This window comes from Mycobacterium sp. SMC-4 (assembly GCF_025263265.1).
GTDB lineage: Bacteria > Actinomycetota > Actinomycetes > Mycobacteriales > Mycobacteriaceae > Mycobacterium.
Genome location: NZ_CP079869.1, coordinates 2,539,113 through 2,562,563, shown reverse-complemented (window position 1 = coordinate 2,562,563; position 23,451 = coordinate 2,539,113). Strand labels below are relative to the sequence as shown.

Annotated in this window: 21 protein-coding genes; 5 read left to right on the top strand and 16 right to left on the bottom strand. The window is 66.4% G+C overall.

Annotated features, from left to right (window positions below; all coding sequences use genetic code 11):
- Positions 1–99 precede the first annotated feature (99 nt).
- Positions 100–471, top strand: coding sequence for an XRE family transcriptional regulator (locus tag KXD98_RS12430; protein ID WP_260764638.1), 372 nt, complete (start codon positions 100–102; stop codon positions 469–471).
- 56 nt (positions 472–527) lie between these two features.
- Entirely contained in the window at positions 528–1,262 is a 735-nt protein-coding gene (locus KXD98_RS12425; RefSeq protein WP_260764635.1) for a hypothetical protein, read from the top strand.
- Positions 1,263–1,272: 10 nt separating this feature from the next.
- Here the strand turns inward: KXD98_RS12425 and KXD98_RS12420 are convergent, their stop codons facing one another.
- The 4 genes from KXD98_RS12420 to mutA are packed head-to-tail and all read right to left on the bottom strand — an operon-like array spanning position 1,273 to position 7,759.
- Positions 1,273–2,568: a serine hydrolase domain-containing protein gene (locus tag KXD98_RS12420; RefSeq protein WP_396882991.1), complete on the bottom strand. Its 1,296-nt coding sequence runs from the start codon at positions 2,566–2,568 to the stop codon at positions 1,273–1,275.
- Between the two features lie 54 nt (positions 2,569–2,622).
- Positions 2,623–3,618 (bottom strand): methylmalonyl Co-A mutase-associated GTPase MeaB, encoded by a 996-nt coding sequence (gene meaB, locus KXD98_RS12415; protein ID WP_260764634.1) that lies wholly within the window; start codon positions 3,616–3,618, stop codon positions 2,623–2,625.
- A complete protein-coding gene (gene scpA, locus KXD98_RS12410; protein ID WP_260764633.1) occupies positions 3,619–5,874 on the bottom strand; it encodes a methylmalonyl-CoA mutase in 2,256 nt (751 codons plus the stop codon).
- A 1-nt stretch (position 5,875) separates the two neighbouring features.
- Positions 5,876–7,759: a methylmalonyl-CoA mutase small subunit gene (mutA, locus tag KXD98_RS12405; RefSeq protein WP_260764632.1), complete on the bottom strand. Its 1,884-nt coding sequence runs from the start codon at positions 7,757–7,759 to the stop codon at positions 5,876–5,878.
- Between the two features lie 104 nt (positions 7,760–7,863).
- Here mutA and KXD98_RS12400 point away from each other — a divergent pair, with 104 nt between their 5' ends.
- Complete coding sequence (locus tag KXD98_RS12400) at positions 7,864–8,613, top strand: TVP38/TMEM64 family protein (protein ID WP_260764631.1); 750 nt, start codon at positions 7,864–7,866, stop codon at positions 8,611–8,613.
- Here KXD98_RS12400 and KXD98_RS12395 read toward each other — a convergent pair.
- From KXD98_RS12395 to KXD98_RS12385, 3 genes are read right to left on the bottom strand one after another with little or no spacing between them, the layout of a single operon-like run.
- Positions 8,606–8,959 carry a DoxX family protein gene (locus KXD98_RS12395; protein ID WP_260764630.1) on the bottom strand — a complete coding sequence of 118 codons (354 nt, stop codon included), beginning with the start codon at positions 8,957–8,959 and terminating at the stop codon, positions 8,606–8,608. The genes KXD98_RS12400 and KXD98_RS12395 overlap by 8 nt on opposite strands.
- A gap of 4 nt (positions 8,960–8,963) precedes the next feature.
- On the bottom strand, positions 8,964–10,169 hold the full coding sequence (locus KXD98_RS12390; protein ID WP_260764629.1) for an SPFH domain-containing protein: 1,206 nt from the start codon (positions 10,167–10,169) through the stop codon (positions 8,964–8,966).
- A 15-nt stretch (positions 10,170–10,184) separates the two neighbouring features.
- Positions 10,185–10,619, bottom strand: coding sequence for an NfeD family protein (locus KXD98_RS12385; RefSeq protein ID WP_260764628.1), 435 nt, complete (start codon positions 10,617–10,619; stop codon positions 10,185–10,187).
- Positions 10,620–10,678: 59 nt separating this feature from the next.
- Here KXD98_RS12385 and KXD98_RS12380 point away from each other — a divergent pair, with 59 nt between their 5' ends.
- Complete coding sequence (locus KXD98_RS12380) at positions 10,679–11,536, top strand: hypothetical protein (RefSeq protein WP_260764627.1); 858 nt, start codon at positions 10,679–10,681, stop codon at positions 11,534–11,536.
- Positions 11,537–11,540: 4 nt separating this feature from the next.
- Here KXD98_RS12380 and KXD98_RS12375 read toward each other — a convergent pair whose 3' ends face one another.
- From KXD98_RS12375 to KXD98_RS12335, 9 genes are all read right to left on the bottom strand, one after another.
- Positions 11,541–12,503, bottom strand: a complete 963-nt coding sequence (locus tag KXD98_RS12375; RefSeq protein ID WP_260765161.1) for a ferrochelatase — start codon at positions 12,501–12,503, stop codon at positions 11,541–11,543.
- A gap of 84 nt (positions 12,504–12,587) precedes the next feature.
- On the bottom strand, positions 12,588–13,394 hold the full coding sequence (gene inhA / locus KXD98_RS12370; RefSeq protein WP_260764626.1) for an NADH-dependent enoyl-ACP reductase InhA: 807 nt from the start codon (positions 13,392–13,394) through the stop codon (positions 12,588–12,590).
- A 26-nt stretch (positions 13,395–13,420) separates the two neighbouring features.
- A complete protein-coding gene (gene fabG1, locus KXD98_RS12365) occupies positions 13,421–14,167 on the bottom strand; it encodes a 3-oxoacyl-ACP reductase FabG1 (RefSeq protein WP_260764625.1) in 747 nt (248 codons plus the stop codon).
- A 47-nt stretch (positions 14,168–14,214) separates the two neighbouring features.
- Positions 14,215–15,222 (bottom strand): VWA domain-containing protein, encoded by a 1,008-nt coding sequence (locus KXD98_RS12360; RefSeq protein ID WP_260764624.1) that lies wholly within the window; start codon positions 15,220–15,222, stop codon positions 14,215–14,217.
- Between the two features lie 21 nt (positions 15,223–15,243).
- Positions 15,244–16,167, bottom strand: coding sequence for a DUF58 domain-containing protein (locus KXD98_RS12355; RefSeq protein WP_260765160.1), 924 nt, complete (start codon positions 16,165–16,167; stop codon positions 15,244–15,246).
- Positions 16,168–16,226: 59 nt separating this feature from the next.
- Positions 16,227–17,381 (bottom strand): MoxR family ATPase, encoded by a 1,155-nt coding sequence (locus KXD98_RS12350; RefSeq protein ID WP_260764623.1) that lies wholly within the window; start codon positions 17,379–17,381, stop codon positions 16,227–16,229.
- Between the two features lie 174 nt (positions 17,382–17,555).
- Positions 17,556–18,254, bottom strand: coding sequence for an NlpC/P60 family peptidoglycan endopeptidase RipB (ripB, locus tag KXD98_RS12345; RefSeq protein WP_396883179.1), 699 nt, complete (start codon positions 18,252–18,254; stop codon positions 17,556–17,558).
- Positions 18,255–18,258: 4 nt separating this feature from the next.
- Positions 18,259–19,683: an NlpC/P60 family peptidoglycan endopeptidase RipA gene (gene ripA / locus KXD98_RS12340; protein ID WP_260764621.1), complete on the bottom strand. Its 1,425-nt coding sequence runs from the start codon at positions 19,681–19,683 to the stop codon at positions 18,259–18,261.
- 219 nt (positions 19,684–19,902) lie between these two features.
- A complete protein-coding gene (locus KXD98_RS12335; RefSeq protein ID WP_260764620.1) occupies positions 19,903–20,439 on the bottom strand; it encodes a DUF6676 family protein in 537 nt (178 codons plus the stop codon).
- A 189-nt stretch (positions 20,440–20,628) separates the two neighbouring features.
- Between KXD98_RS12335 and KXD98_RS12330 the strand changes: the two genes are divergently transcribed.
- Complete coding sequence (locus KXD98_RS12330; RefSeq protein WP_260764619.1) at positions 20,629–23,442, top strand: aconitate hydratase; 2,814 nt, start codon at positions 20,629–20,631, stop codon at positions 23,440–23,442.
- The last annotated feature ends 9 nt before the right edge of the window (positions 23,443–23,451 follow it).

The following is a 23,451-nucleotide window of genomic DNA, read 5'->3' as shown; positions in this document are numbered from 1 at the left end:
AGTGCTCCCAAAACTGTGACGGCAGTGTCAATTAAGGTTGTGTTATCTGTTTGCCGGGAGGGTCTCCCCAATATCGCTTCCCGGGTTTATTGTGGTCAGGTGCCCAGGACTGATGAGAACGGCCGACAGCTCAAGGCCCTGCTCGACTACCTCCTCGACGGGGAGATCGACGCCAAGGACATCTTCGACGCGCTCGGCATCTCCAGCAGCACCTATTACCGGCGTATCAAAGAAGCCGACTACCCCAACGCCGAAGAGCTGCGTCTGGTCGCGGACCGATTTCATCTGAGCTATCCCGACCTGCAGATTCAGTTCGGATTGATGAGCCGTCAGGAAGTGTGGAGCTACGTCGAGGCGGCCGGTCCGGCACAGCTGGTCGCCACTCTGCCCCAGACCACCGAGCGCACCGTCACCAAGCGCATTCCTAAGCTCACCGAGCTCTCACCACGCCCGGACGCTCCCCCACTCTAGGACCGTCAGCCCGTAAGATTTGCTGACAACGCAGCGCCCCGAAAGCGACGACCCTCATGGCCCAGGCAACACTGATCGCGATCACTCTCCTGTGTATCGCGTGGAGCCTGTGGATCCGTCGTGTGACGTGGTCCTGCCGCTGGGAAGTCGCCGCGACGCTCAACATCGCCCTGCAGGGCGCCGCGGTGTTGCTGATGTCGCCGCTGGCCTCGGAGACCCTCGGCCACTGGCTGTACTCGCTGACCGGGAAATGGAATCTCGAGGACTACATCGGGCACGACTGCTACATCGTGGCGGCCTCGGCGGTGGTCTACAACGCGCTGGGCAGACTCGAACACGATCACGCGCTGCAACGGCGCTTCCGGTCGCACGTGGAGCTGCCGGCGACGCTGTGCATCCCGTTGCTGCTGGCCGCCTTCTGGCTGGGCAACGGCTCGTCGATCTACCGCCCCGACTTCTTCGACGTGCCCACCGACTTCTGGCTCAACATGTACTGGCTGCTGCTCTGCGGCATGCTGATCTATCTGCTCAGCTACGGCGCTCGCGCACTGTTGATCCTGCGTATGGACCCGCGGTCACGCACCATCGCCAATGTGTATCTGTTCGCCTCGGCGATGGGCATCGGCGCCTGCCTCGTGCGCATCACCACGGCACTGTTCCCGCAACTACAGACGGTTCAGGGCACCACCCTGGTGTGGGTCTTCGCCTGTGCCTGTGGCGCCGGTTTCGCGTTGACCTCAGCGCACTCGTGGCGTCTGAAAACCCGGTGGTTCTCCGGGGCGAAGTCCTGAACCCCGGCGATCAGACCGCAGTCGCGGTCACGTCGGCGAACGGCGCCCCGAACTCCGGCACCGCGCGGTAGCCGTTGCGGCGGGCCGCCGCGGCACCCCGGCGGATCAACGCCGCCGTCGCCACGAATCCGGCCTGATCGCTGAGAACCAGCGGAGTCAGCAGCCGATTGTGCACGAAGCCGAACGCCAGGCCGGTCTGCGGATCGGCCCACCCGAGCGAGCCGCCCAGCCCGACATGTCCGAACCCGGGCATCAGCCCGGGGACGGGCAGACCGTGGTAGCCGAGGTGGAACGACAACGGCAGCACCAGGCTGTGGTCCGGCCGCAGGCTACGCCGACCGGCCAGTGCGGCCGCCGTCTCCTTGGACAGGTATTGCACGCCGTCGATGCGCCCGCCGTTGGCGATGGCGCCGTACATCCGGGCCAGGGCCCGAGCCGTGGCCACCCCGTTGGCCGCCGGGATCTCACCGTCGAGCAGTGGGGTATCGCCCTGCACGAAGGCCTTGACCCCCGGGAAGTAGATGGCGCCAAACCCGGCGGAAAACGGTAGCGCCGCGATGCGTGGAGCCACCAGGTTGAACACCGGATTCTGCAGGCGGCTCTGCGGCCCGATGATGCGCGCCGCATGGGTCGGCGCCTGCGCGGGCGGTCGGCCCAGATGCAGACCGTCGGTGTTCAGCGGTGCCGCCACCTCGGTACGGACCAGCTGGCGCATGCCCTGGCCGGTCACCGCGCGCGCCAAACCCGACAGCAGCCAGCCGAACGTGAATGCGTGGTATGCGGGCCTGCCTACCAGCCAGCTGGCCGGCGCGGCAGCCAGCCGTTCCTCCATGGTCAGGTGGTCCATCAGGTGGGTTCGGTCGGCACCGTTGAGCTGGGACAGGCCGGCCCGGTGGCGTAACGCGTCGCGCACGGTGATGCCGGATTTACCGTTCGCACCGAACTCGCGCCAGTACTCCGCGACAGGCGCGTCGTAGTCGATCAGCCCCCGGTCGGCCAACCGGTGGATGACGGTGGCCGCCACCCCTTTGGTCGCCGAGAACACCATCGGCGCGGTGTCGGCGACCCAGCGCCGCTTGCCTTTGCGGTCAGCCCACCCGGCCCAGACATCGACGACACACTCTCCGTCGAGATACACCGCCAGCGCCCCGCCGCCGAAGCGCTTCCACGGGAACATCTGAGCAAAGGCTCGCACCGCGTACATGAAGTTCGGATCTGCCGCCCCGCGGACCCCCCGCGGAAGGCTCTCGGCCGACCGCTCCTGATAAAGCGCCACGTTGCGCTCCTTGTTGTTGACGCCTGTCACAATGGACTCAATCTACCCTGTGACGCGGCTAACAAACCCGGAGTTATCGAAACGTTAAGGCGCGGAATTCGGTGGATGTTCGACGGCCTGGAGGATCCGCTGCGCGGCCAGCGCCGGGGTGAGCGACCCGTCGCGCACCTGACGTTCGACGTCGGCGCGGATCGCGCGCACGCCCGGGCTCGACACCACGCGGTCGATCACGGTGTCACGCACCATCGACCAGGTCCACTCCACCTGCTGGATGCGCCGACGCGCATCGAATTCCCCGGCCTCGGTCAACACGTCGCGGTGCTTGAGGACGGTGGCCCACAGCTCTTGCAGACCGGTGCCTTCGAGCGCGCTCATCGTCAGCACGGGTGGACGCCACAGCGTTTCACGCGGATAGATCAGCCGGATCGCCCCGGCCAGTTCCCGCGCCGCGGACTTGGCCTCGATCGCATGCTCGCCGTCAGCTTTGTTGACCACGACGATGTCGGCCAGTTCCAATACACCCTTCTTGATGCCCTGCAACTGGTCTCCGGTGCGCGCCAGAGTCAGGAACACGAAGGTGTCGACCATATTGGCGACGGCGACCTCGGACTGACCGACGCCCACGGTCTCGACCAGGATGACGTCGTAACCGGCCGCCTCGAGCAAGACGATCGTCTCGCGAGTCGCCCTGGCGACGCCGCCCAGGGTTCCGGAGGTCGGCGACGGCCGAATGTACGCGTCGGGATGCACCGCGAGCCTGGCCATGCGGGTCTTGTCGCCGAGGATCGACCCTCCGGTGCGGGTCGACGACGGGTCCACCGCCAACACCGCGACGCGATGTCCGAGCTCGATGACGTGCATGCCCAGCGCTTCGATGGAGGTGGATTTGCCGACCCCGGGGACCCCGGTGATGCCGATGTGCATCCCGGCCCCCGCGGTGTCGGCGAGCTCCAACAGCAGCTCCTGAGCCTGCTGACGGTGGTCCGGGCGCGTCGACTCCACCAGGGTGATAGCCCGGGCCAGCGCCGAGCGGTCACCACCACGGAGCGCTGCCGCGAGTTCACTCACCGGCTGACTCATCTAGCTCAAGCTGTAGCCGAGGCGTTCGGCGAGTTTGTTGAGCAATCCGATCGCGGCGTCGGCGATGACCGTTCCGGGCGGGAAGATGGCGGTTGCACCGGCGGCGTAGAGCTCGTCGAAGTCACCGGGCGGAATGACCCCGCCCACGACGACCATGATGTCGGGCCGGCCCACCTCGGCCAGCGCGTCGCGCAGCGCGGGCACCAGCGTCAGGTGTCCCGCAGCCAGCGACGACACACCGACGACGTGTACGTCGTTGTCGGCGGCTTGGCGCGCAACCTCCTCGGGCGTGGAGAACAACGAACCCACGTCGACATCGAAGCCGATGTCGGCGAACGCGGTGGCGATCACCTTCTGACCGCGGTCGTGCCCGTCCTGACCCATCTTGGCGACCAGGATGCGCGGGCGGCGCCCGTCGGCCTCGGCGAACTTCTCGACCAGTTCGGTTGCGCTGCTGACGTTGCTGGCCATACCCACCTCGTCTCGGTACACGCCGGCGATGGTCCGGATCTCGGCCTGGTGTCTGCCGTAGACCTTTTCCAGCGCATCGGAGATCTCGCCGACGGTGGCTTTCGCGCGTGCCGCGTTGATCGCCAGCGCCAGCAGGTTGTTGCCCAGCCCATCGTCGCCGGCAGCCCCGGATGCGGCTGCAGCGCGGGTCAATTCGGCCAGCGCCGCCTGGGTCGCGCGCTCGTCGCGCTCACTGCGCAGCCGCTCGAGCTTGGCGATCTGTTCGGCGCGCACCCGGCTGTTCTCGACCTTGAGAACCTCGATCTCGTGGTCTTCGTCCACCTGGTACTTGTTCACCCCGATAACCGGCTGGGCACCGGAGTCGATGCGGGCCTGGGTCCGGGCGGCGGCTTCTTCGATCCGCAGCTTCGGGATTCCGTCGCCGATCGCCTGGGCCATCCCGCCGTGCTCGGCGATCTCCTGAATGTGACCACGGGCCTTCTCGGCCAGCTGATAGGTCAACCATTCGACGTAGTAGGAGCCGCCCCACGGATCGATGGGCCGCGTGGTGCCCGATTCCTGCTGCAGCAGCAGCTGGGTGTTGCGGGCGATGCGTGCCGAGAAATCGGTGGGCAGCGCCAGTGCTTCGTCGAGGGCGTTGGTGTGCAGGGACTGGGTGTGGCCCTGGGTGGCGGCCATCGCCTCGATGCAGGTGCGTGCCACGTTGTTGAACGCGTCCTGCGCAGTCAGCGACCAGCCCGAGGTTTGCGAATGGGTGCGCAGCGACCTGGATTTGGGGTTCTTCGGATCGAACTGGGCGACCAGCTCGCTCCACAGCAGCCGCCCCGCCCGCAGCTTGGCGACTTCCATGAAGAAGTTCATGCCGATGCCCCAGAAAAAGGACAATCGCGGCGCGAACTTATCGATGTCCAGGCCGGCGTCGAGCCCGGCCTTGATGTACTCGACTCCGTCGGCCAGCGTGTACCCCAACTCCAGGTCGGCCGTCGCCCCGGCCTCCTGAATGTGGTAACCGGAGATCGAGATGCTGTTGAACTTCGGCATTTTCACGCTGGTGTATCCGAAGATGTCAGAGATGATCCGCATGGAGGGCTTGGGCGGATAGATGTAGGTATTGCGGACCATGAACTCTTTGAGGATGTCGTTCTGGATGGTCCCCGCCAACTTCTCCGGCGGCACCCCCTGCTCTTCGGCAGCCACCACGTACAGCGCAAGGATCGGTAACACCGCGCCGTTCATCGTCATCGACACGCTGACCGTGGACAAGTCGATGCCGTCGAAGAGTTGGCGCATGTCCAGGATCGAGTCGATGGCCACGCCGGCCATGCCGACATCACCCGAGACCCGCGGATGGTCGGAGTCGTAACCCCGGTGTGTGGCGAGGTCGAACGCCACCGAGAGCCCCTTCTGGCCGGCCGCTAGGTTACGCCGGTAGAACGCGTTGGACTCCGCGGCCGTGGAGAACCCCGCGTACTGGCGGATGGTCCACGGCTGGTTGACATACATCGTCGGGTAGGGACCCCGTACGAACGGCGGCTCGCCGGGCACGCTGTCGAGTGGGTAGCCGCTGTCGACGACGTCATCGCGGTCGGTGGCGATGTAAACCGGTCTGACGTCGATTCCTTCGGGCGTCTCCCAGGTCAGCTGGTCGGCGACGTAGCCGTGTGCTGCTGCGGCGGCGTCGAACTGTTCGGCGGCCTGCGCCGGGGTCGGGGCCGCGGCCTGGCTGTCGCCGTAGAGGGACACCTCGGCGAAACTGTCGATCTTCTTCTGTTCGGTCGCGGTCATCTCACGCCCCCAATCGGGTCAGCAGGTCCGACAGCGCTTCGACCGCATCGATTTTCGCGGTCAGATAGCCGTCGGGTTTGGTCGCGGCCCCGGCGACCGCCTTCTCCGGTCCGGCCAGCAGGATGTGGCCGACTCCGGCGGCGCGCGCGGCATCGACCACACCGGCGGCCTCGTCGCCGTAGCGGGTGTCGGTGCCGCAGATCACGGCAACCTCGACGACACCGGCCTGATCGACCGCCTCGGCGACGCCGTCGGCCTGCAAGGGCCCGGGGTTGACTGCTTCGATCCCGCCGGCAGCGAGCAGGTTGACTGCGAAGGTGGCCCGGATGTTGTGCTCAGCCAACGGCCCGACCGGCAGCAATAACGCCTTGGGACGAGCGCCCCGCTCGGCCAGGAAAGCATCGGACCGATCCCGAAGCGCTTCGAAGGCCGCTGCGTAACGGCGCACATTGGGGAGCGGATCCCCCTGCGGCAGGGCGACTTCGGCGAGGTCGGGAAACTCGTTGACCCCGGTGAGCGCGGTGCGACGATGCGCGATGTCAGCTGCCCGCCGGTCGGCCACTTCACTGATCCGGGCGGTGATCACATCGGTGGCGTCCGCGAAACCGCCGGCCGCCTCGATCTCCTGGAAATGCGACCACGCCTGTTCGGCGACTCGGCGAGTGAGGTCCTCGACGAACCAAGACCCACCGGCGGGATCGAGCACCTGGCCCAGATGCGACTCCTCAAGCAACAGCAACTGCGTGTTTCGCGCGATGCGCCGTGCGAAACTGCGTGCGGTACCCGGGAACCCACCGTCGATGGCCACATCGAACGGGTGCACCAGCACCGAATCGGCACCGCCGACACCGGCGGCGAAGGCGGCCACCGTAGTGCGCAGCATGTTCACCCACGGATCACGCTGAGCCATCATCGGCAGCGAGGTCTCGGCGTGGATGGTCGCCGCACCGGCATCCGGCTCGCCCACCACCTCGGCGATCCGGGCCCAGAGTTGGCGCGCGGCACGCAGCTTGGCGATACCGAGGAACTGATCGTCTCCAACGGAGAACCGGAAACTCAGCTGGCCGAGCGCCTCCCTGACGGGCAGGCCCGCCGCGGTCAGTGCGCGCAGGTAGGCGACCCCTGCGGCGATGGCCGCTCCGAGCTCCCAGGTGGCGTTTGCACCGAGATCGTGCAGAGTGGGACCGTCGACGGTGAGGGTGCGGACGTGGCCGTCGTAGTCGACGACCCGGCCTGCGGTGGCGACGACGTCAGCCAGCTCAGGAGTGGCGCGGCCGGTCAGCGCTGCGGTCAGCGGGTCGGCCCCCAGGTCCACCGACAGCCGGGAACGCTGGTCGCTGTCGAGACCGTCAAGTGCAGACAACAGCGCGTCGGCTGCTGCCCCGAAGACCGCGCCGTCGCCGGCGATATCGGCGACGATCGGAACCAGATCGAGGTAGACCCCGTCGAGTAGGCGGAGTAGATCTGTCGCCGCGACCCCCGGCCGACCCGGTCCGTGGTCACCGATTCGCAGGACCAGAGCGCTGATGCCTTCGGTCAGGCCGAGCAGCACCGCTCCGTTGGCCTGTTCGGCGGTAGCCTCGTCGACAGGGAACACTTCGGCGACCTTCCAGCCGGTCTTGACGTCGCGCAGTGCGTCGCCGCCCCGGGTGAACGGCCAGCGTCCAGGCAGCGGCGGCTCGGCCAATTGATCGACCCGGGTGTAGAGCGGGCGGATCGGGAAGCCCTCGTAGGTATCGGAATCGAGCAGGCGTTCCGGCTCGGCGGGCAAATCGGCGACATCTCGCCGGGTGGACTTGGCCAGAACGCCCGCAACCGCGGAGCGCCAGCGATCGAGATCGGAATCGAGTACTCCCCCGGCAGCGCCGGCGCTGGGTTTCTGCACGCCATCAGGCTAAATGATGGCTGTCGCGGCACCTCATACCGGTCGCCCGACTCGTCGCTTCGCCGACACGAACTGTTCGAGCCTGCCCCGTAAGGTGGATAACCGTGAAAACCGTCGTCAGCACGCTGGGCACGATCGGTGCCGCAGTGCTGGCCACGCTACGGTCGGCGCCCAAGTCCCGACTGCTGGCCATCTCGTGCGCGGTTGTGATCCTCGTCGCAGTTGCGGCGTGGGTACCGCTACCCACCGCGGTGCAACTGCGCGACTGGGCCACGTCGGTGGGCGGCTGGTTCCCGCTGGCTTTCCTGGCCGCGCATATCGCGGTCACCGTTTTCCCGTTCCCGCGTACGGCCTTCACCCTGGCCGCCGGGCTGTTGTTCGGCCCTTACATCGGCATCCCGATCGCCGTCGTGGCCAGTACCGCCAGCGCCGTGCTGGCGTTGGTGCTGGTGCGGGCGGCCGGTTGGCAACTGAACCGGCTGGTCGGGCATCCACGCATCGAGGCGCTCGATGCCCGGTTGCGCCAGCGCGGATGGGCCGCCGTCGTCGCAATGCGGCTGATCCCGGCGGTGCCGTTCTCGGTGCTGAACTACGCTGCCGGGGCGTCAGCCGTCCGCGCGCTGCCGTACACGCTGGCCACGCTGGCCGGCCTGCTTCCCGGTACCGCAGCTGTGGTCATCTTGGGTGACGCCCTCACCGGTCGCGTGAACCCATTGTTGGTGCTGATCTCGCTGTGCACGGCCAGCGTCGGCATCGCCGGCCTGATCTACGAGCTGCGCAGCCATCGCCGTGCCGCAGCCACACCTAACGCGCCGGCCACCGATTCGACGCGCCCGGACATCGCGGTCAGCTGACCGGAGGCCCCTTCACAGTCAGCGTGCCGTAGAGCGTGAGGAACACCGATGACGCGACCAGCCCGGGACTCCAATCCTTGACGCGGACATGTGAGCTCGCTGCCAGCGCGAAGTAGACGGTGAGCAGGAGCGTGGTCAGGCGGGCCAACCCCGGATACCGGAACACCGACAGCAGCCCGAGCGCCGAGGCCGCCTTGACCACCGGCAGCACCGGCCACACTTTCTTCGGCAGGGCGACGGTCCGCAACGCCTCGGCGACGGGTTCGACCGGGCCGACGCAGGCCGCCGCGTCGACGGCTTGGAAGGCAGCCAACGCCGCGTAGGTTCTGGCGGAGTTCAGTGCCATGGAATTACTCTGCGGGCTTCTCGGCGGCAGGTCGCTCGGCGGCCTGCGGCGGCGGTGAGTTCAATTGCACCGAGGGCTGGCGGGCCGACAACAGGCCCGGCCCCTCGACCGACGAACGGGCTTCGGCTTCGGCTTTGGCCACCGCCTGAGCGATGGCGGGATCGGTCTCGGTGGAGAACCAATCGGCGACCTCCTCGGAATCGTCCTCGGGGCGGGGCATGTCGTCCTCGACCGGCGAGGGGGTGAATCGGAACACCCCGTCGTCTCCGGGCGCACCCAGCAGCTTGGTGAAGCCCTGCAAGGCCGAACCGAAGTCGCTGGGCACCAGCCACACCTTGTTGGCTTCACCCTTGGCCATCTGAGGCAGCGTCTGCAGATACTGGTAGGCCAGCATCTCCGGGGTCGGGCGGCCCGCCTTGATCGCGGCGAACGTCTTCTCGATGGCCTTGGCCTGACCCTGGGCCTGCAGGTAGGCAGCGGCCCGCTCACCTTGGGCCCGCAGCATGCGCGACTGTCGGTCGGCTTCGGCCGACAGGATCGCCGCCTGCTTGGCACCCTCGGCCGACAGGATCGCGGCCTGCTTCTCGCCTTCAGCCTGTTTGATCGCCGATTCGCGGTGTCCCTCGGCGGTCAGGATCATTGCGCGCTTCTCCCGGTCGGCACGCATCTGCTTTTCCATCGAGTCCTGAATCGAGGGCGGCGGATCGATGCTGCGCAACTCGACACGCGCGACCCGCAGACCCCAGCGATTGGTGGCCTCGTCAAGCACACCGCGCAGCGCGGTGTTGATCGAATCGCGCGATGTCAGCGTCTGCTCCAGCGTCATGCCGCCGACCAGGTTGCGCAGCGTGGTGGTGGTGAGCTGTTCGACGCCGACGATGTAGTTGCTGATCTGGTAGACCGCCGCCTGGGGATTGGTGACCTGGAAGTAGACCACGGTGTCGATCTGCACGGTCAGGTTGTCCTCGGTGATCACCGGCTGCGGCGGGAAGGACACCACCCGTTCGCGCAGGTCGACTCGGGCGCGGATCTTGTCGACGAACGGCAACAGCAGCGTCAGCTGGCCCGACACCGTTTTGCTGTAACGCCCCAATCGCTCGATGACAGCCGCTTCGGCTTGTGGGATCAAGGCAACCGATTTGGCGACCACGATGACCGCGAACACCACCAGCACGGCCAGCAGGATCAATCCTGCGACGGCACCATCCACAACGGGCTCCTTCTGCTAGGCGATTTTGACGACCATCGCGGTGGCGCCATCGATCTGCACCACTGTCACCTGGTCGCCGGGTTCGAAAACATCGTTGTCATTGAGCGGACGAGCCGTCCAGACCTCACCGTCCAGCTTGACCTGCCCGGTGTGCAGCGCCACCCGGTCGAGTACCAACGCGCTGCGACCTTCCAAAGCCTTGGCGGGTTCGGGCAGGCCGATCCCGGACTGCATCCGCCGGCGTAGCGCCGGACGAACCGCGACCAGCAGCAGCACCGAAACCAGCGCGAAGACCAGACCGTCGGCCCAGATGGGCCAGTTCAGCAGCCAACTCGCCCCGGCTGCAGCCAACGCCCCACCGCTGAGCATGAGCAGGAACAGATCACCGGTCAGCGCTTCGGCGCCGGCGAGAGCCAGGGCGGCGATCAACCAGATCAACGCAACGGGCATGCCCGTCAGCCTACGCGTAAACGGCCCGATGGGCGGCCAGCAATTACACTGCAGCCATCATGTGGTGCCCAAGTGTTTCGCTGTCGGTGTGGGCCAACTCCTGGTTGGCCGGCGCCGCCGCGCCCGACGATGTCCTGGATGCGCTATCGCAGTGGGCGCCAAAGCATTCGGTGACGGCCTACGACTCGGTCGCCGCGGAGCGGACCGGATTGACGTGGCCGGATCTGGAAGACTCCGGTTCGGTGTCGCTGTTGCAGACGCTGCGCACCGCATCCGGTCCCCGGACCTCGGCACCCGCGATATCGGTGGCGCTGCCCGTTCCCGGCGATGTCCGGGGCCTGCCACCGGGCACGCAGTTCGGTCGTGACGCGATCACGGCGGGCGAAGCGGTCCTGGTCGCGCACCCGGACGGGGCGGTCGGACTGGTACCCGACTTCGAGTACTCCGATGACTCCGACAGCGAGTGCGGAGAGGAGTTCGAAGCCGAGTTGTCGGCGTTGTCGTGGACGGTCTATTCCCTCGATACGGTCGGCCACCACCCCCACTACGAACTTGGCGAAGCCGAGTATCTGCTGCGCGATGCTGTGCGTTCGGCCGCCGACACGCTGGTAGCGCTTCGCTCCGGGACCTCGGGAGGCGAGGTCGCCGACCCGCGCGCCCTGGTCGAGCAGGTTCTGGAATCAGTTCTGGCGCACCGGATCCCGGATCACGCGCCCACTCGTGCGGTGCGGGTGCTGGAGAATGCCGCCCACGTCGATGCGATCATCAGCGTCAGCTCGGGACTCATCCCGATCGGTCTGCAGACTTCGTCGGAAGCTCAACTGGCCGGCGATGCGCTGCGGCCGTTGATCTCGGTGGTCCGTTCAGCCCGGTTGGCGGCGGTGGATGCAATTCTGAATTCCGCCTGGCGCGGGTGAGCGCTCACTGTCCGCAGGCAGGTGTGCACAGCGCACCGTTGACGGTGCAACCGTAACTGGGCACGGCCTCGGGGGCCCCGGCCCGCACCGCAGGCAGTCCACGGTGCAGTTCATCGATCAGGTCGACCACCAGCCGGGCGAAGCGCGGCTCGGAGTTGGGGGTGGAGGCCCGCGTGTAAGCGATACCTGCGTCGGCAGCCTGCTCGGCCAATTCGCTGTCGAGGTCCCACACCACCTCGATGTGGTCGGCGACGAAGCCGATCGGGCAGACGATCACCGCGTCCACCCCGCGACCGGCCAGTGATTCGAGGTGGTCGCCGACATCCGGCTCAAGCCACGGGACCTGAGGTGGTCCCGACCGCGACTGCCAGACCTGGTCGTAGTCGGCGTACCCGGCCGCCCCCGCCACCAGTGCCGCGGCGTGGGCAACCTGACGCTGATAGAGGTCGGGACCGCACCGGGATGCCGCGCGCAACGGGATCGAGTGCGCGGTGAACACCAGACGCGCTCGGCCACGCACGTCGGCCGGTAACCGAGTGGCGGCCTCGCCGATCGCGTCGGCGAACATCTCGACCATCAACGGATGGTCGAAGTACTGGCGAAGTTTGGTCAGCTCGGGCGCATCCGGCCCCGCCGCTGCCCGACCCCGGGCGATGTCTTCTTGGTACTGGGTACACCCGGAGTACCCACCCCACGCCGATGTGGAGAAGACAGCGGCGCGCCGTATCCCGTTGTCGCGCATCTGCTTCACGGTGTCTTCGATGAACGGTTCCCAGTTGCGGTTGCCGAAGTACACCGGTAGTTCCATGCCCCGGCGGGCCAGTTCGGCCTCGATCACCGTGATCAGGTCTCGATTGATCCCGTTGATCGGCGAGACCCCGCCGAAGTGGAGGTAGTGCTCGGCGACCGACTCCAGCCGCTCCCTGGGTATCCCCCGGCCCCTGGTGACGTTCTCCAAAAACGGCATCACCTGATCGGGCCCTTCGGGTCCGCCGAACGACAACAGCAGCAGGGCGTCGAAGGACGCCACCGGCGAGGTCACGTCAGCTCGTCACAGCAACTGGGTGCTGGCGCCGCCGTCAGCGTAGATCACCGTGCCGGTGGTTGCGGGCAGCCAGTCCGACAACAGCGCGCACACCGTCTTGGCAACCGGGGTGGGGTCCTTCATGTTCCAACCCAGCGGGGCTCGCTGGTCCCAGCCCTCCTCCAGCAGCTGCATCTGCGCACCGGCTTCGTCTCCGAGTGCTCCACCGACGATCGCACTCATCGCCAGTGTCCGGATCGGTCCTGCGGCAACCAGATTCGAACGCACACCGACTTTGCCGGCCTCACGGGCGACAAAGCGGTTGACCGACTCCAAAGCACTCTTGGCGACAGTCATCCAGTTGTAGGCCGGCATCGCCCGCGTCGGATCGAAGTCCATGCCCACGATTCCGCCGCCGGGGTTCATGATAGGCAGCACGGCCTTGGCCAGCGAAGCATAGGAATACGCCGAGATGTGAATGCCCTTGGCGACGTCCTCGTAGGGCGCATCGAAGAAGGGATTGATGCCCATACCGGTCTGCGGCATGAATCCGATCGAGTGCACCACGCCATCGAGCTTGTTGCCCTCGCCGATCACCTCGGTGATCCGGTCGGCGAGGGTGTCCAGGTGCTGGTCGTCCTGCACGTCGAGTTCGAGCAGTGGCGGCTTCGACGGCAGCCGGTCGAGAATGCGCTCGATGAGCCGCAGTCGGTTGAAGCCTGTGCAGATCACCTCGGCGCCGGACTCTTGGGCGACCTTGGCGATGTAGAACGCAATCGACGAGTCGGTGATGATCCCCGTGACGAGGATCCGCTTGCCTTGAAGAAGCGTCACAGTGAAAGCCCTTCTCTTTTCTGGTGTTAGTGGCCCATGCCCATGCCGCCGTCGACGGGGATCACCGCGCCGGCGATGTACCCGGCGTCTTCGGACGCCAGGAAGCTGACCACACCGGCGACCTCGTCGGCGGTGCCGACCCGCTTGGCCGGGATGAAGTCCAGGGCACCCTTCTGAATGCGCTCGTCGAGCGCACGCGTCATCTCGGTGTCGATGTACCCCGGAGCGACGACATTGGCGGTGACGTTGGCCTTCGACAATTCACGCGAGATCGAACGGGCCATCCCGATCAAGCCGGCCTTGGATGCTGCGTAGTTCGCCTGATTCCCGATGCCCCACATGCCCGAGACCGAGCCGACGTAGATGATGCGGCCGAACCGCTTGCGCTGCATGGTGCGCGATGCCCGCTGGGTGACCCGGAACGCGCCGGTGAGGTTGGCGTCGATGACCTTCTGGAATCTCTCCTCGGTCATCCGCATGAGAAACGCGTCTGCTGAGATGCCGGCATTGGACACCAGCACTTCAACCGGTCCCTGGTGCTCCTCGACCTCGGTGAAGGCGCGATCGACCGCGTCGTTGTCGGTGACATCACACTCGACGCCGAACAGGCCTTCGGGTGCGCCCGACCCCCGGTGGGTGACCGCCACCTTGTGGCCGTCGGCCGCCAGACGTTGGGCGATCGCCAGACCGATACCCCGGTTACCGCCGGTGACGAGCACCGAACGGGACACGAAGGCGGGCCGTCCGCCGGCGGTGTTCTCCGTCGAAGTCATGACCGTCAACTTAGTCGGTTCGCCGGGTTCTTAAGAAATCGCCTTACCTAATTGGGCAGACGACGGTTGATCAGCAGTGCAGCCAATGCCGCACCGGCCAACACGGCGGCGCCCAACCGCAGCCAGCCCACACTGGCGTCGCCCTTGATCGTCTCGTAACCGATCTGCTCCTGCAGATTGGTGAACACCTCTTTGAGCTGCTCCAGACTCGACGCGGTGAACGCCTCGCCGCCGGACAACTCGGCGATCCTCTCCAGCATCTCGTCGTCGACCGGTACGGGTTGACGTTGGTCGTTGATCTCCACGTAGCCGTACGGCGTACCGAACGAGACCGTGGATATGGGCACACCCTGGTCCTTGGCGGTGCGGGCCGCTGTGTAGGCGCCCTTCGGGTTGTCCGGGTTCGACGGGACGGTCTCCTTGCCGTCGGACATCAGCACAACCCGCGCCGGCGGTGGTTCGTCACCGCCTCCGATGACCGCACCCACGGTGGCGATCGCCTGCAATGCGGTGAAGATGCCCTCACCTGTGGCGGTTCGGTCGGCCAACTGCAGTCTGTCGATCGCGTTCTTGGTCGATTCGCGGTTCGTGGTGGGCGAGACCAGCACGGTGGCGGTACCGGCGTAGGCGATCAACCCCAGATTGATTCCCGGGGTCAGCTGGTCGGCGAACTGCTTGGCGGCCTCCTGCGCGGCGGTCAACCGATTCGGGGCGACGTCGGTGGCACGCATCGACTGCGACACGTCGATCACCAGCATCACCACCGCGCGATTGCGAGGGATCCGGACATCATGGGTGGGCCCGGCCATGGCGACGGTGAACGACACCAGAGCCAAGATCAGCAAGGTCGCCGGCAAGTGGCGTAGCCGGCTCGGCCGCTGCGGCGCCACGCTTTCCAGCAACTCCATGTTGGCGAACCGCAGCATCCGCTTGTGACGGGCCAGCTGCACCACGATGTAGAGCCCGATCAGCGCGAGCACCACGAAGAAGAACAGGAAGAACCACGGGTGTTCGAAGCCTGACAGCGACATCGGTCCGAGCAACGGTAAAGTCATGTGCTACTTGTCTTTTCGTGTTTAGCGTGCCGCTAGGGCGCCGCGTCGGCGACTGGCCACAAAGCGGACCACGTCGGCGATCCAGTCCCGGTCGGTGCGCAGCGTCAGCAGGGGTGCGTCGCACCGGCGCAGGGTGCGCGCCACGTCGGCGCGGTGGGCCGCAGCAGCCTGGGCGAAATCGGTGCGCAGCTGTTCGTCGATGGTGAACTCGCGGGTGCGCCCGGTCTCGGTGTCCTGCAACACCACATCGCCTACGGCAGGCAGCTCGATGTCGCGGGGATCGAGGATCTCGATGCCGAGGACCTCGTGGCGCCCGGCGATGGCCCGCAGTGGGCGCATCCAGTTGATCGGCCCCAGGAAGTCGCTGATGATCACCGCCATCCCGCGCCGGCGTTCCGGCCGTCGCAGTGCGTCGATCGCCGCGGCGAGGTCCCCGCGCACGCCGACCGGTGCCCGCGGGGTGGTGGCGATGGCCCGCAGCAACTCCTGCTCGTGCATCCGACCCGAGAGCGCAGGCACCCGACGCAGCTCGCTGCCGTTGGAGATGATCGCGCCCAACCGGTTACCACCGCCGCTGTTGAGGAACGCGATCGAGGCGGCCGCGGCGACGGCGAGATCACGCTTCTCACAGCCCGCCGTGCCGAAATCCAGACTGGCGGACACGTCGACAACCAGCCACGTCTCCAGCTCACGGTCGGCGATCATCTGCCGCACGTGCGGATGGGTGGTCCGCGCGGTCACCGACCAGTCCATCCGGCGCACGTCGTCGCCTGGCTGGTACAGCCGCGACTCCCCCGGCTCCGACCCGGGCCCGGGCAACAGACCGAGATGGTCACCGTGCAGCACGCCGTCGAGCTTGCGTCGCACCGTCAGCTCAAGTTTGCGCAGCGCAGCTGTCAGTGCCGGGTCGCGGATCTCGCCGCGCTTGAGCGACGGCAGGTCCACCCCACGGCGAGTCCGCGCGCCTTCCGAGGATTCCGGTGAAGTCACTCCAGTTCCCGGCGTCAGCGGCTGGCCGCAGCGGCCGCTGAGGGCACCGCCGGCGGTGCCGAGTGACCCTGCTGCGGAATGGCATTGACCTGGGGCAGTGCGACGGTCTGCAGGATGCGGTTGATCACCGTCTCCGACGAGATCTCGTCGGCTAGCGCGTCATAGGTCAGCACCAGGCGGTGACGCAGCACGTCGGGGATGACCTCCACCACGTCCTGCGGGATCACGTAGTCGCGGCCACGGATCAACGCCAGCGCTCGCGAGGCGGCGATGATGCCCAGCGAAGCGCGCGGCGAGGCGCCGTAGGCGATCCAGGCCTTGGCATCGGGCATGCCGAACTTCTCCGGCTCGCGGGTGGCGGTGACAACGCGCACGACGTAGTCGACCAACGCATGGTGCACGAAGGTGTTGGCGGCGACGTCCTGCAAGCGCAGCAGATCCGCGGTGGTCAGAATCCCCTTGGGCTCCGGAGGTTTGACGCCCATCCGGTAGATGATCTCGCGCTCTTCCTCCGGCGATGGGTAGCCGACGTTGAGCTTGAACAGGAAGCGGTCGCGCTGCGCCTCGGGCAGCTGATACACGCCTTCCTGTTCGATCGGGTTCTGGGTGGCCATCACCAGGAACGGGCTGGGCAGCGGGAAGGTACGACCACCGATGGAGATCTTGCGCTCGGCCATCACCTCCAGCAGTGCCGACTGGACCTTTGCCGGTGCGCGGTTGATCTCGTCGGCCAGCAGGAAGTTCACCACGACGGGGCCGAGCTCGATGTCGAACTCCTCCTTACCCTGCCGGTAGATGCGGGTACCGACGATGTCGGTGGGCACCAGGTCGGGGGTGAACTGGATACGGGCGAAGGTGCCTCCGACGACCTTGGCGAACGTCTCCACAGCCAGCGTCTTGGCCACGCCGGGCACGCCTTCCAGCAGCACATGGCCTTTGGCCAACAGGCCGACCAGCATGCGCTCGACGAGCTGGTCCTGGCCGACGATGATTCGCTTGACCTCGAAGATGGCCCGCTCAAGGGTGTGGACCTCGTTCTGCAGACCGTTGGACTGCGCCGGACCGGAAGCCGCCGGGCTCGCTGCGTGCGCCCCGGCGGAGTGGCCCTGGGTCGGGGCCTGTCCGGGATATCCGCCAGTGCCCTGCGGCGGCCCACTCGGTGAGGTCATCAATGTTCCTTCCACATGTGCAGTACATGCCGGTATGTCCCGGCGCCGGCCGAGGGGCCGTGCGTCCGTCGTCAACTATTCCAGGCTGCTCGGAATCCGTCGACGTCGCCCGGCGGCGAGCCCTTCGGCGCCGCAGCATTCATCAGCTGGGCTCAGCGTGAGTTCAGCTGGCGCTCAGGATTCGATAATCCGGGCCACGTTCGGCTGCAGTCCCGCAGTCCGCACCGGGCTGATGGTGACTTTGCCGGCGCTGCCGGAGGACTCCAGCATCTTGCCGCCGCCGAGGTAGATCGCCACATGTTGGCTACCGCCGGGGCCCCAGAACAGGAGGTCGCCGCGCTTGGCCTGAGACAGCGGCACCTTGCGGCCGGTGTTGTACTGATCGCCGGAGTATTTCGGGATCAACACCCCCACCCCGGCGTAGGAGAACTGCGTGAACCCGGAGCAGTCGTAGCCGACGGTGTTGGCTCCCGAGTCGATCCCGCGGCTCGGTCCGGTGGGTTTGCCGCCTCCCCAGGAGTAGGGCGTGCCCAGCTGGCTGCCACCGCGCCGGATGACGTATTCGATGGCCGCCGGCCCGCGGACGAAGCCCGGCGCCACGCCGGCCGGGGCATCCTTGGGAGCCAGGCCGATGGTCTGCAGGAACTTGCGGCCCAGGTCCATGGTCACCTGGGTGGCTTGGGCGGTGGCGGCCAGCGATGCATTCGCGATGGCCAGCGGGTCACCGGGAGCACCCGCACTGATCAGCTTGGGCAGGGTGGGGTCCCACTGATTGGCCTCCGGCTGGGCGCCGGCAGGACCGGCCGCGCCGAGCAGCACGGCGGCCGCGGCGAGCAGGGATGCAGTCAGAGAGACGAGGAAGCGGCGCACCAGTCGATCACCACTCGATCATTCGGACGGCGTAAGGCGTCATGCCGCTGGTGCGCACCGGTGAGATCTTGACCACCGAACCGGTGTAGGGCGCCTCCAGCATCTGACCGTTGCCCAGGTACATCGCGACGTGCTGGCTGCCGTTCGGGCCCCAGAAGAGCATGTCACCGCGGCGCATCTGCGCTGATGGCACCTTCCGGCCGGCGTTGTACTGCGAGCCCGAGTAGTGGTCGAGCTTGATGCCGACCCCTGCGAACATGTAGAGCATCAGGCCCGAGCAGTCGAAGCCGACGGTGTTGGCTCCGCGGTCGATGCCGCGACTCGGGCCGGCGGCGTTACCGCCGCCCCACGAGTACGGCACCCCCATTTGCGACATGCCGCGCTTGATGACGTACTCGGTGGCCTGCTGGCCGTGCAGTCGCGGGATGGCTCCGTTGGTGATGCCGGTCGGGGTGGGCAACAGACCCAGGCTCTGCAGGAACCGTCGTCCGAGATTCTGGGTGATCTCGAAGGAGGTGGTGATGATCTTGATGACCGCATTGATGATCTGGATCGGGTCGCCGCTGACGAAGGCACTGGGGATCTGCGGCAGCGTCATATCCCAGGCGGTCTCGCGATTGCCGGTGGCCGGGTCGACGTCCCAGTCGGCGTCGCCGCCGCCCGGAGCGGCGGCTCCGGGCGCCGTGCTGCCGCGCCCAGCCGTGGATCCGGTCGGCGCGGCGGCCGGCGAACTGCCCGACGGCGCGGCCAGGGACTGGGCTTCGCGCAGCTTGCTCTGCGCCTCTGCGCGTTCGGCGGTCAGACGGTCGAGTTCGACCTGCTGGGCCTGGAACGTCTCCTGGGCCCCGGTCAGCGCCGCGACTGCCGCCTGCTGACTGGTCTCTGCGGCCTCGACCGCCTCGTCGGCCTGTTGCTTGGCCAGCCGTGCCGCGGACTCCTTGTTTACCTGCTCAGTTCGAGCTGCGAGTAGATCGGACATCACCTTCTGCGAGCTGAGCGACAGCGTCTGGCCGGCTGCGGCCGCGTGGAGGATGTCGGCGGGGTCACCGGCGGTCAGATACGAGCTGGACGGCCCGCGGGTGTACATGGCCGCGGCGAAGGTGTCGAACCTGCGCTGGGCGGCGGCGATCGCGGCGTCGGCGTCCTGGACTCGCCGGGCGCTCGCATCGACTTCGGCCTGTGCCTCGGCGGCGGTGTCGCGCGCATTCGCCACCTCCAGGATCGCCTTGTTGACGCTCTCCTGCTGCGTCTGGATGGCGGCTCCCAGGTTCTGCAGCTTCTGGTTGACCGTCGCCACCTGGCTGACCAGCTCGACGATGCTGTTGCTCTTCGGCTGGGCCTGCGCCAGGTGCGGGGTCGTGACGACCATGCCGAACGCCAATGTCACCGCGCACAGCCGCGAAGCGGAGGCGCCGCCAGGGGTGCGTCTCATCCGATTCAAGTCTCCTCAGGCTCCACGCGAACGTGTCGGCACTTTCAAGGCACCGTTCACAGGAGTCACATAAAGCACAACTGCAACAACAGGCACCGATTGCACCGTACGTCACATATGACGCTGAAGAAACTTTTGTAACAAATTACAACAATGTAATTGCAAATGGCGTTATCGAATAGTGATGTTTTGATTCGCCAGTATTAGCGATTGTGACAGTCAATCCTGCTCAGGACTGACTTCTTTGATTGCCTCACGTTTGCCGCGCACTTGCAGTATCCGGGTTGCCACCACAGCTGCTGCAACGGCGAGAACAAGCACAATGGTGAATGGCGTCCAGGCAAAGTGCGAGTTAGTCAACTCCCCCACGAAATTCTTCGAGGACTGCACCGAATCGCCGGTTCTGGCAAGGTCCTGACCCGCCTCCAGGGTGACCCGGTCAAAGGTCGGGCTGTAGGTCCCGGCGAACCCGGGGCTCAGCGTGAGCACCGTCGAACCCGGGTAAGCCATGCCGACCTCGGTGGCGATGTCGCGCAGCGGGGTCTCAATCGGCGGATTGAAATCGATGACGACGATCTTGAGGTCGATCCCGTCCTCACGTGCGTCGTCGACGACCTCGCGCAGCGCCGGGACATCCGCCGCCGCGGCAGGCGGGACGCTGACTCCGTCGTCGGCGACATCAGCTTTGACCTGTTCGATGTCGATCTCCGGCGGGATGTATGCCGGCAGGTGGGGAATCCAGAGCGGTCCGGTCACATCAGCAAGGTACGCGACCGCACTCTGCACTCCGCCACGACACGAGCAGACGGCGGCGTTTGACCATCGCTTCCCGGGTATTCCCTAGGCGTTCATTGCCCTGAATAACTTACAGGACAAGCGTACTGTTAGGGTGACGACGCCGCGGCACAGCCCGTCGCGGCGAACTGATCTACGCCGGGAGTTGATGTGAGCAGCAAGAATTCATCCCAGAACTCATTCGGAGCGCGCAACACGCTCGACGTCGGAGACAAGAGCTACGAGATCTACCGCCTCGATGCGGTCCCCGGCACCGAAAAACTTCCCTACAGCCTCAAGGTGCTCGCCGAGAACCTGCTGCGCACCGAGGACGGGACCAACATCACCAAGGACCACATCGAGGCGATCGCCAACTGGGATCCGTCGGCCGAGCCGAGCATCGAGATCCAGTTCACCCCCGCCCGGGTCATCATGCAGGACTTCACCGGCGTGCCGTGCATCGTCGACCTGGCCACCATGCGCGAAGCCGTCGGCGAGCTCGGCGGCGATCCGCAACAGGTCAACCCCCTGGCGCCGGCCGACCTGGTGATCGACCACTCCGTGATCGCCGACCTGTTCGGTCGCGCTGACGCCTTCGAGCGCAACGTCGAGATCGAATATGAGCGCAACGGTGAGCGCTACCAGTTCCTGCGCTGGGGCCAGGGAGCATTCAACGATTTCAAGGTGGTGCCTCCCGGCACCGGAATCGTGCATCAGGTCAACATCGAGTACCTGGCCAGCGTCGTGATGGATCGCGATGGGGTGGCCTATCCGGACACCTGCGTGGGCACCGACAGCCACACCACCATGGAAAACGGTCTGGGCGTGCTGGGCTGGGGGGTGGGCGGTATCGAGGCCGAGGCCGCGATGCTCGGCCAGCCGGTGTCGATGCTGATCCCCCGCGTTGTCGGCTTCAAGCTGACCGGTGAGCGCCGCCCGGGTGTGACGGCCACCGACGTTGTGCTCACCGTGACCGAGATGCTGCGCCGGCATGGAGTCGTGGGCAAGTTCGTCGAGTTCTACGGCGAAGGAGTGGCTGAGGTGCCACTGGCCAACCGCGCGACGCTGGGCAACATGAGTCCCGAATTCGGTTCCACCGCAGCGATGTTCCCGATCGACGAGGTCACAATGGAGTACCTGCGGCTGACCGGGCGCAGTCAGGAACAGCTGGCCCTGGTCGAGGCCTACGCCAAAGCGCAGGGCATGTGGCACGACCCGTCACGCGAACCCACGTTCTCCGAGTACCTCGAGCTCGACCTCGCCGACGTGGTGCCGTCGATCGCTGGACCGAAGCGCCCGCAGGACCGCATCGCGCTCGATGACGCGAAGAATGCTTTCCGCAAAGACATCCACAACTACGTCGAGAACAACAATCCCGCGCCGGAGACCCAGCTCGACGACGCGATCGACGGCACCTTCCCGGCCAGCGATCCGGCGACGTTGCAGTTCGCCGACGACGGCGCGGTGCCGGTGCACTCGGCAGCAAACGGCGCCGACGGCCGCCCCACCAACCCGGTGACCGTCACCTCCGATGAACGCGGAGAATTCGTGCTCGACCACGGCGCGGTGGTGATCGCGGCGATCACCTCCTGCACCAACACCTCCAACCCGGAGGTGATGATCGGTGCGGCACTACTGGCCAAGAACGCCGTTGAGAAGGGTCTGACGAGCAAGCCGTGGGTGAAGACCACGATGGCGCCGGGTTCACAGGTCGTCACGGATTACTACGACAAGGCCGGCTTGTGGCCGTATCTGGAGAAGCTGGGCTTCTTCCTCGTCGGTTACGGCTGCACCACCTGCATCGGCAACAGCGGGCCGCTGCCCGACGAGATCAGCAAGGCCGTCAACGACAACGATCTGTCGGTGACCGCGGTGCTGTCGGGCAACCGGAATTTCGAGGGCCGGATCAACCCCGACGTGAAAATGAACTACCTGGCATCCCCTCCGCTGGTGATCGCCTATGCGCTGGCCGGCAGCATGGACTTCGACTTCGAATCCGACTGCCTGGGCACCGACGCCGACGGCAATCCGGTCTTCCTGAAAGACATCTGGCCGTCACAGCAGGACATCAGTGACACCATCGCCAGTGCGATCAACCAGGAGATGTTCACCAAGAACTACGCCGACGTGTTCAAAGGCGACGACCGGTGGCGCAATCTGCCGACGCCCAGTGGCGACACCTTCGAGTGGGATCAGGATTCGACCTACGTGCGCAAGCCACCGTACTTCGACGGCATGCCTGCCGAGCCGGAGCCGGTCACCGATATCTCCGGCGCCAGGGTCCTTGCGCTGCTGGGCGATTCAGTCACCACTGACCACATCTCCCCCGCCGGCAGCATCAAGCCGGGAACCCCAGCTGCGCAATACCTGGAGTCGCACGGCGTCGACAAGAAGGACTACAACTCCTACGGCTCGCGGCGCGGCAACCACGAGGTGATGATCCGCGGCACCTTCGCCAACATCCGGCTGCGCAATCAGCTGCTCGACGACGTCTCAGGCGGGTACACCCGGGACTTCACCAACGGCGGTGAGCAGGCGTTCATCTACGATGCCGCGCAGAACTACGCCGAGCAGGGCATCCCGCTGGTGGTGCTGGGCGGGAAAGAATACGGCTCGGGGTCCTCGCGCGACTGGGCCGCCAAGGGCACCAGCCTGCTGGGCGTGCGCGCGGTGATCGCCGAGTCCTTCGAACGCATCCACCGGTCGAACCTGATCGGGATGGGCGTCATTCCGCTGCAATTCCCCGAAGGCGAGTCGGCGGCGTCGTTGAAGCTCGACGGCACCGAGACCTTCGACATCACCGGCATCGAGGAGCTCAATAGCGGCAAGACTCCCAAGACGGTGCATGTCAAGGCCACCAAGGAAGGGTCGGACACCGTGGAGTTCGACGCCGTGGTTCGGATCGACACCCCCGGTGAGGCCGACTACTACCGTAACGGCGGCATCCTGCAGTTCGTACTGCGCAACATGCTCAAAACGCAGTAGTCGGAAGGA

Excerpts from the sequence above, each read along its gene's own strand:
- ripA (WP_260764621.1), bottom strand. The coding sequence starts at position 19,683 with ATGAGACGCACCCCTGGCGGCGCCTCCGCTTCGCGGCTGTGCGCGGTG.
- KXD98_RS12375 (WP_260765161.1), bottom strand. The coding sequence starts at position 12,503 with ATGCCGTTTTTGGAGAACGTCACCAGGGGCCGGGGGATACCCAGGGAG.
- meaB (WP_260764634.1), bottom strand. The coding sequence starts at position 3,618 with ATGAGTCAGCCGGTGAGTGAACTCGCGGCAGCGCTCCGTGGTGGTGAC.
- KXD98_RS12360 (WP_260764624.1), bottom strand. The coding sequence starts at position 15,222 with ATGACTTTACCGTTGCTCGGACCGATGTCGCTGTCAGGCTTCGAACAC.
- scpA (WP_260764633.1), bottom strand. The coding sequence starts at position 5,874 with ATGACCGCGACCGAACAGAAGAAGATCGACAGTTTCGCCGAGGTGTCC.
- KXD98_RS12350 (WP_260764623.1), bottom strand. The coding sequence starts at position 17,381 with ATGACCTCACCGAGTGGGCCGCCGCAGGGCACTGGCGGATATCCCGGA.
- KXD98_RS12380 (WP_260764627.1), top strand. The coding sequence starts at position 10,679 with ATGTGGTGCCCAAGTGTTTCGCTGTCGGTGTGGGCCAACTCCTGGTTG.
- KXD98_RS12425 (WP_260764635.1), top strand. The coding sequence starts at position 528 with ATGGCCCAGGCAACACTGATCGCGATCACTCTCCTGTGTATCGCGTGG.
- KXD98_RS12395 (WP_260764630.1), bottom strand. The coding sequence starts at position 8,959 with ATGGCACTGAACTCCGCCAGAACCTACGCGGCGTTGGCTGCCTTCCAA.
- KXD98_RS12385 (WP_260764628.1), bottom strand. The coding sequence starts at position 10,619 with ATGCCCGTTGCGTTGATCTGGTTGATCGCCGCCCTGGCTCTCGCCGGC.
- fabG1 (WP_260764625.1), bottom strand. The coding sequence starts at position 14,167 with ATGACTTCGACGGAGAACACCGCCGGCGGACGGCCCGCCTTCGTGTCC.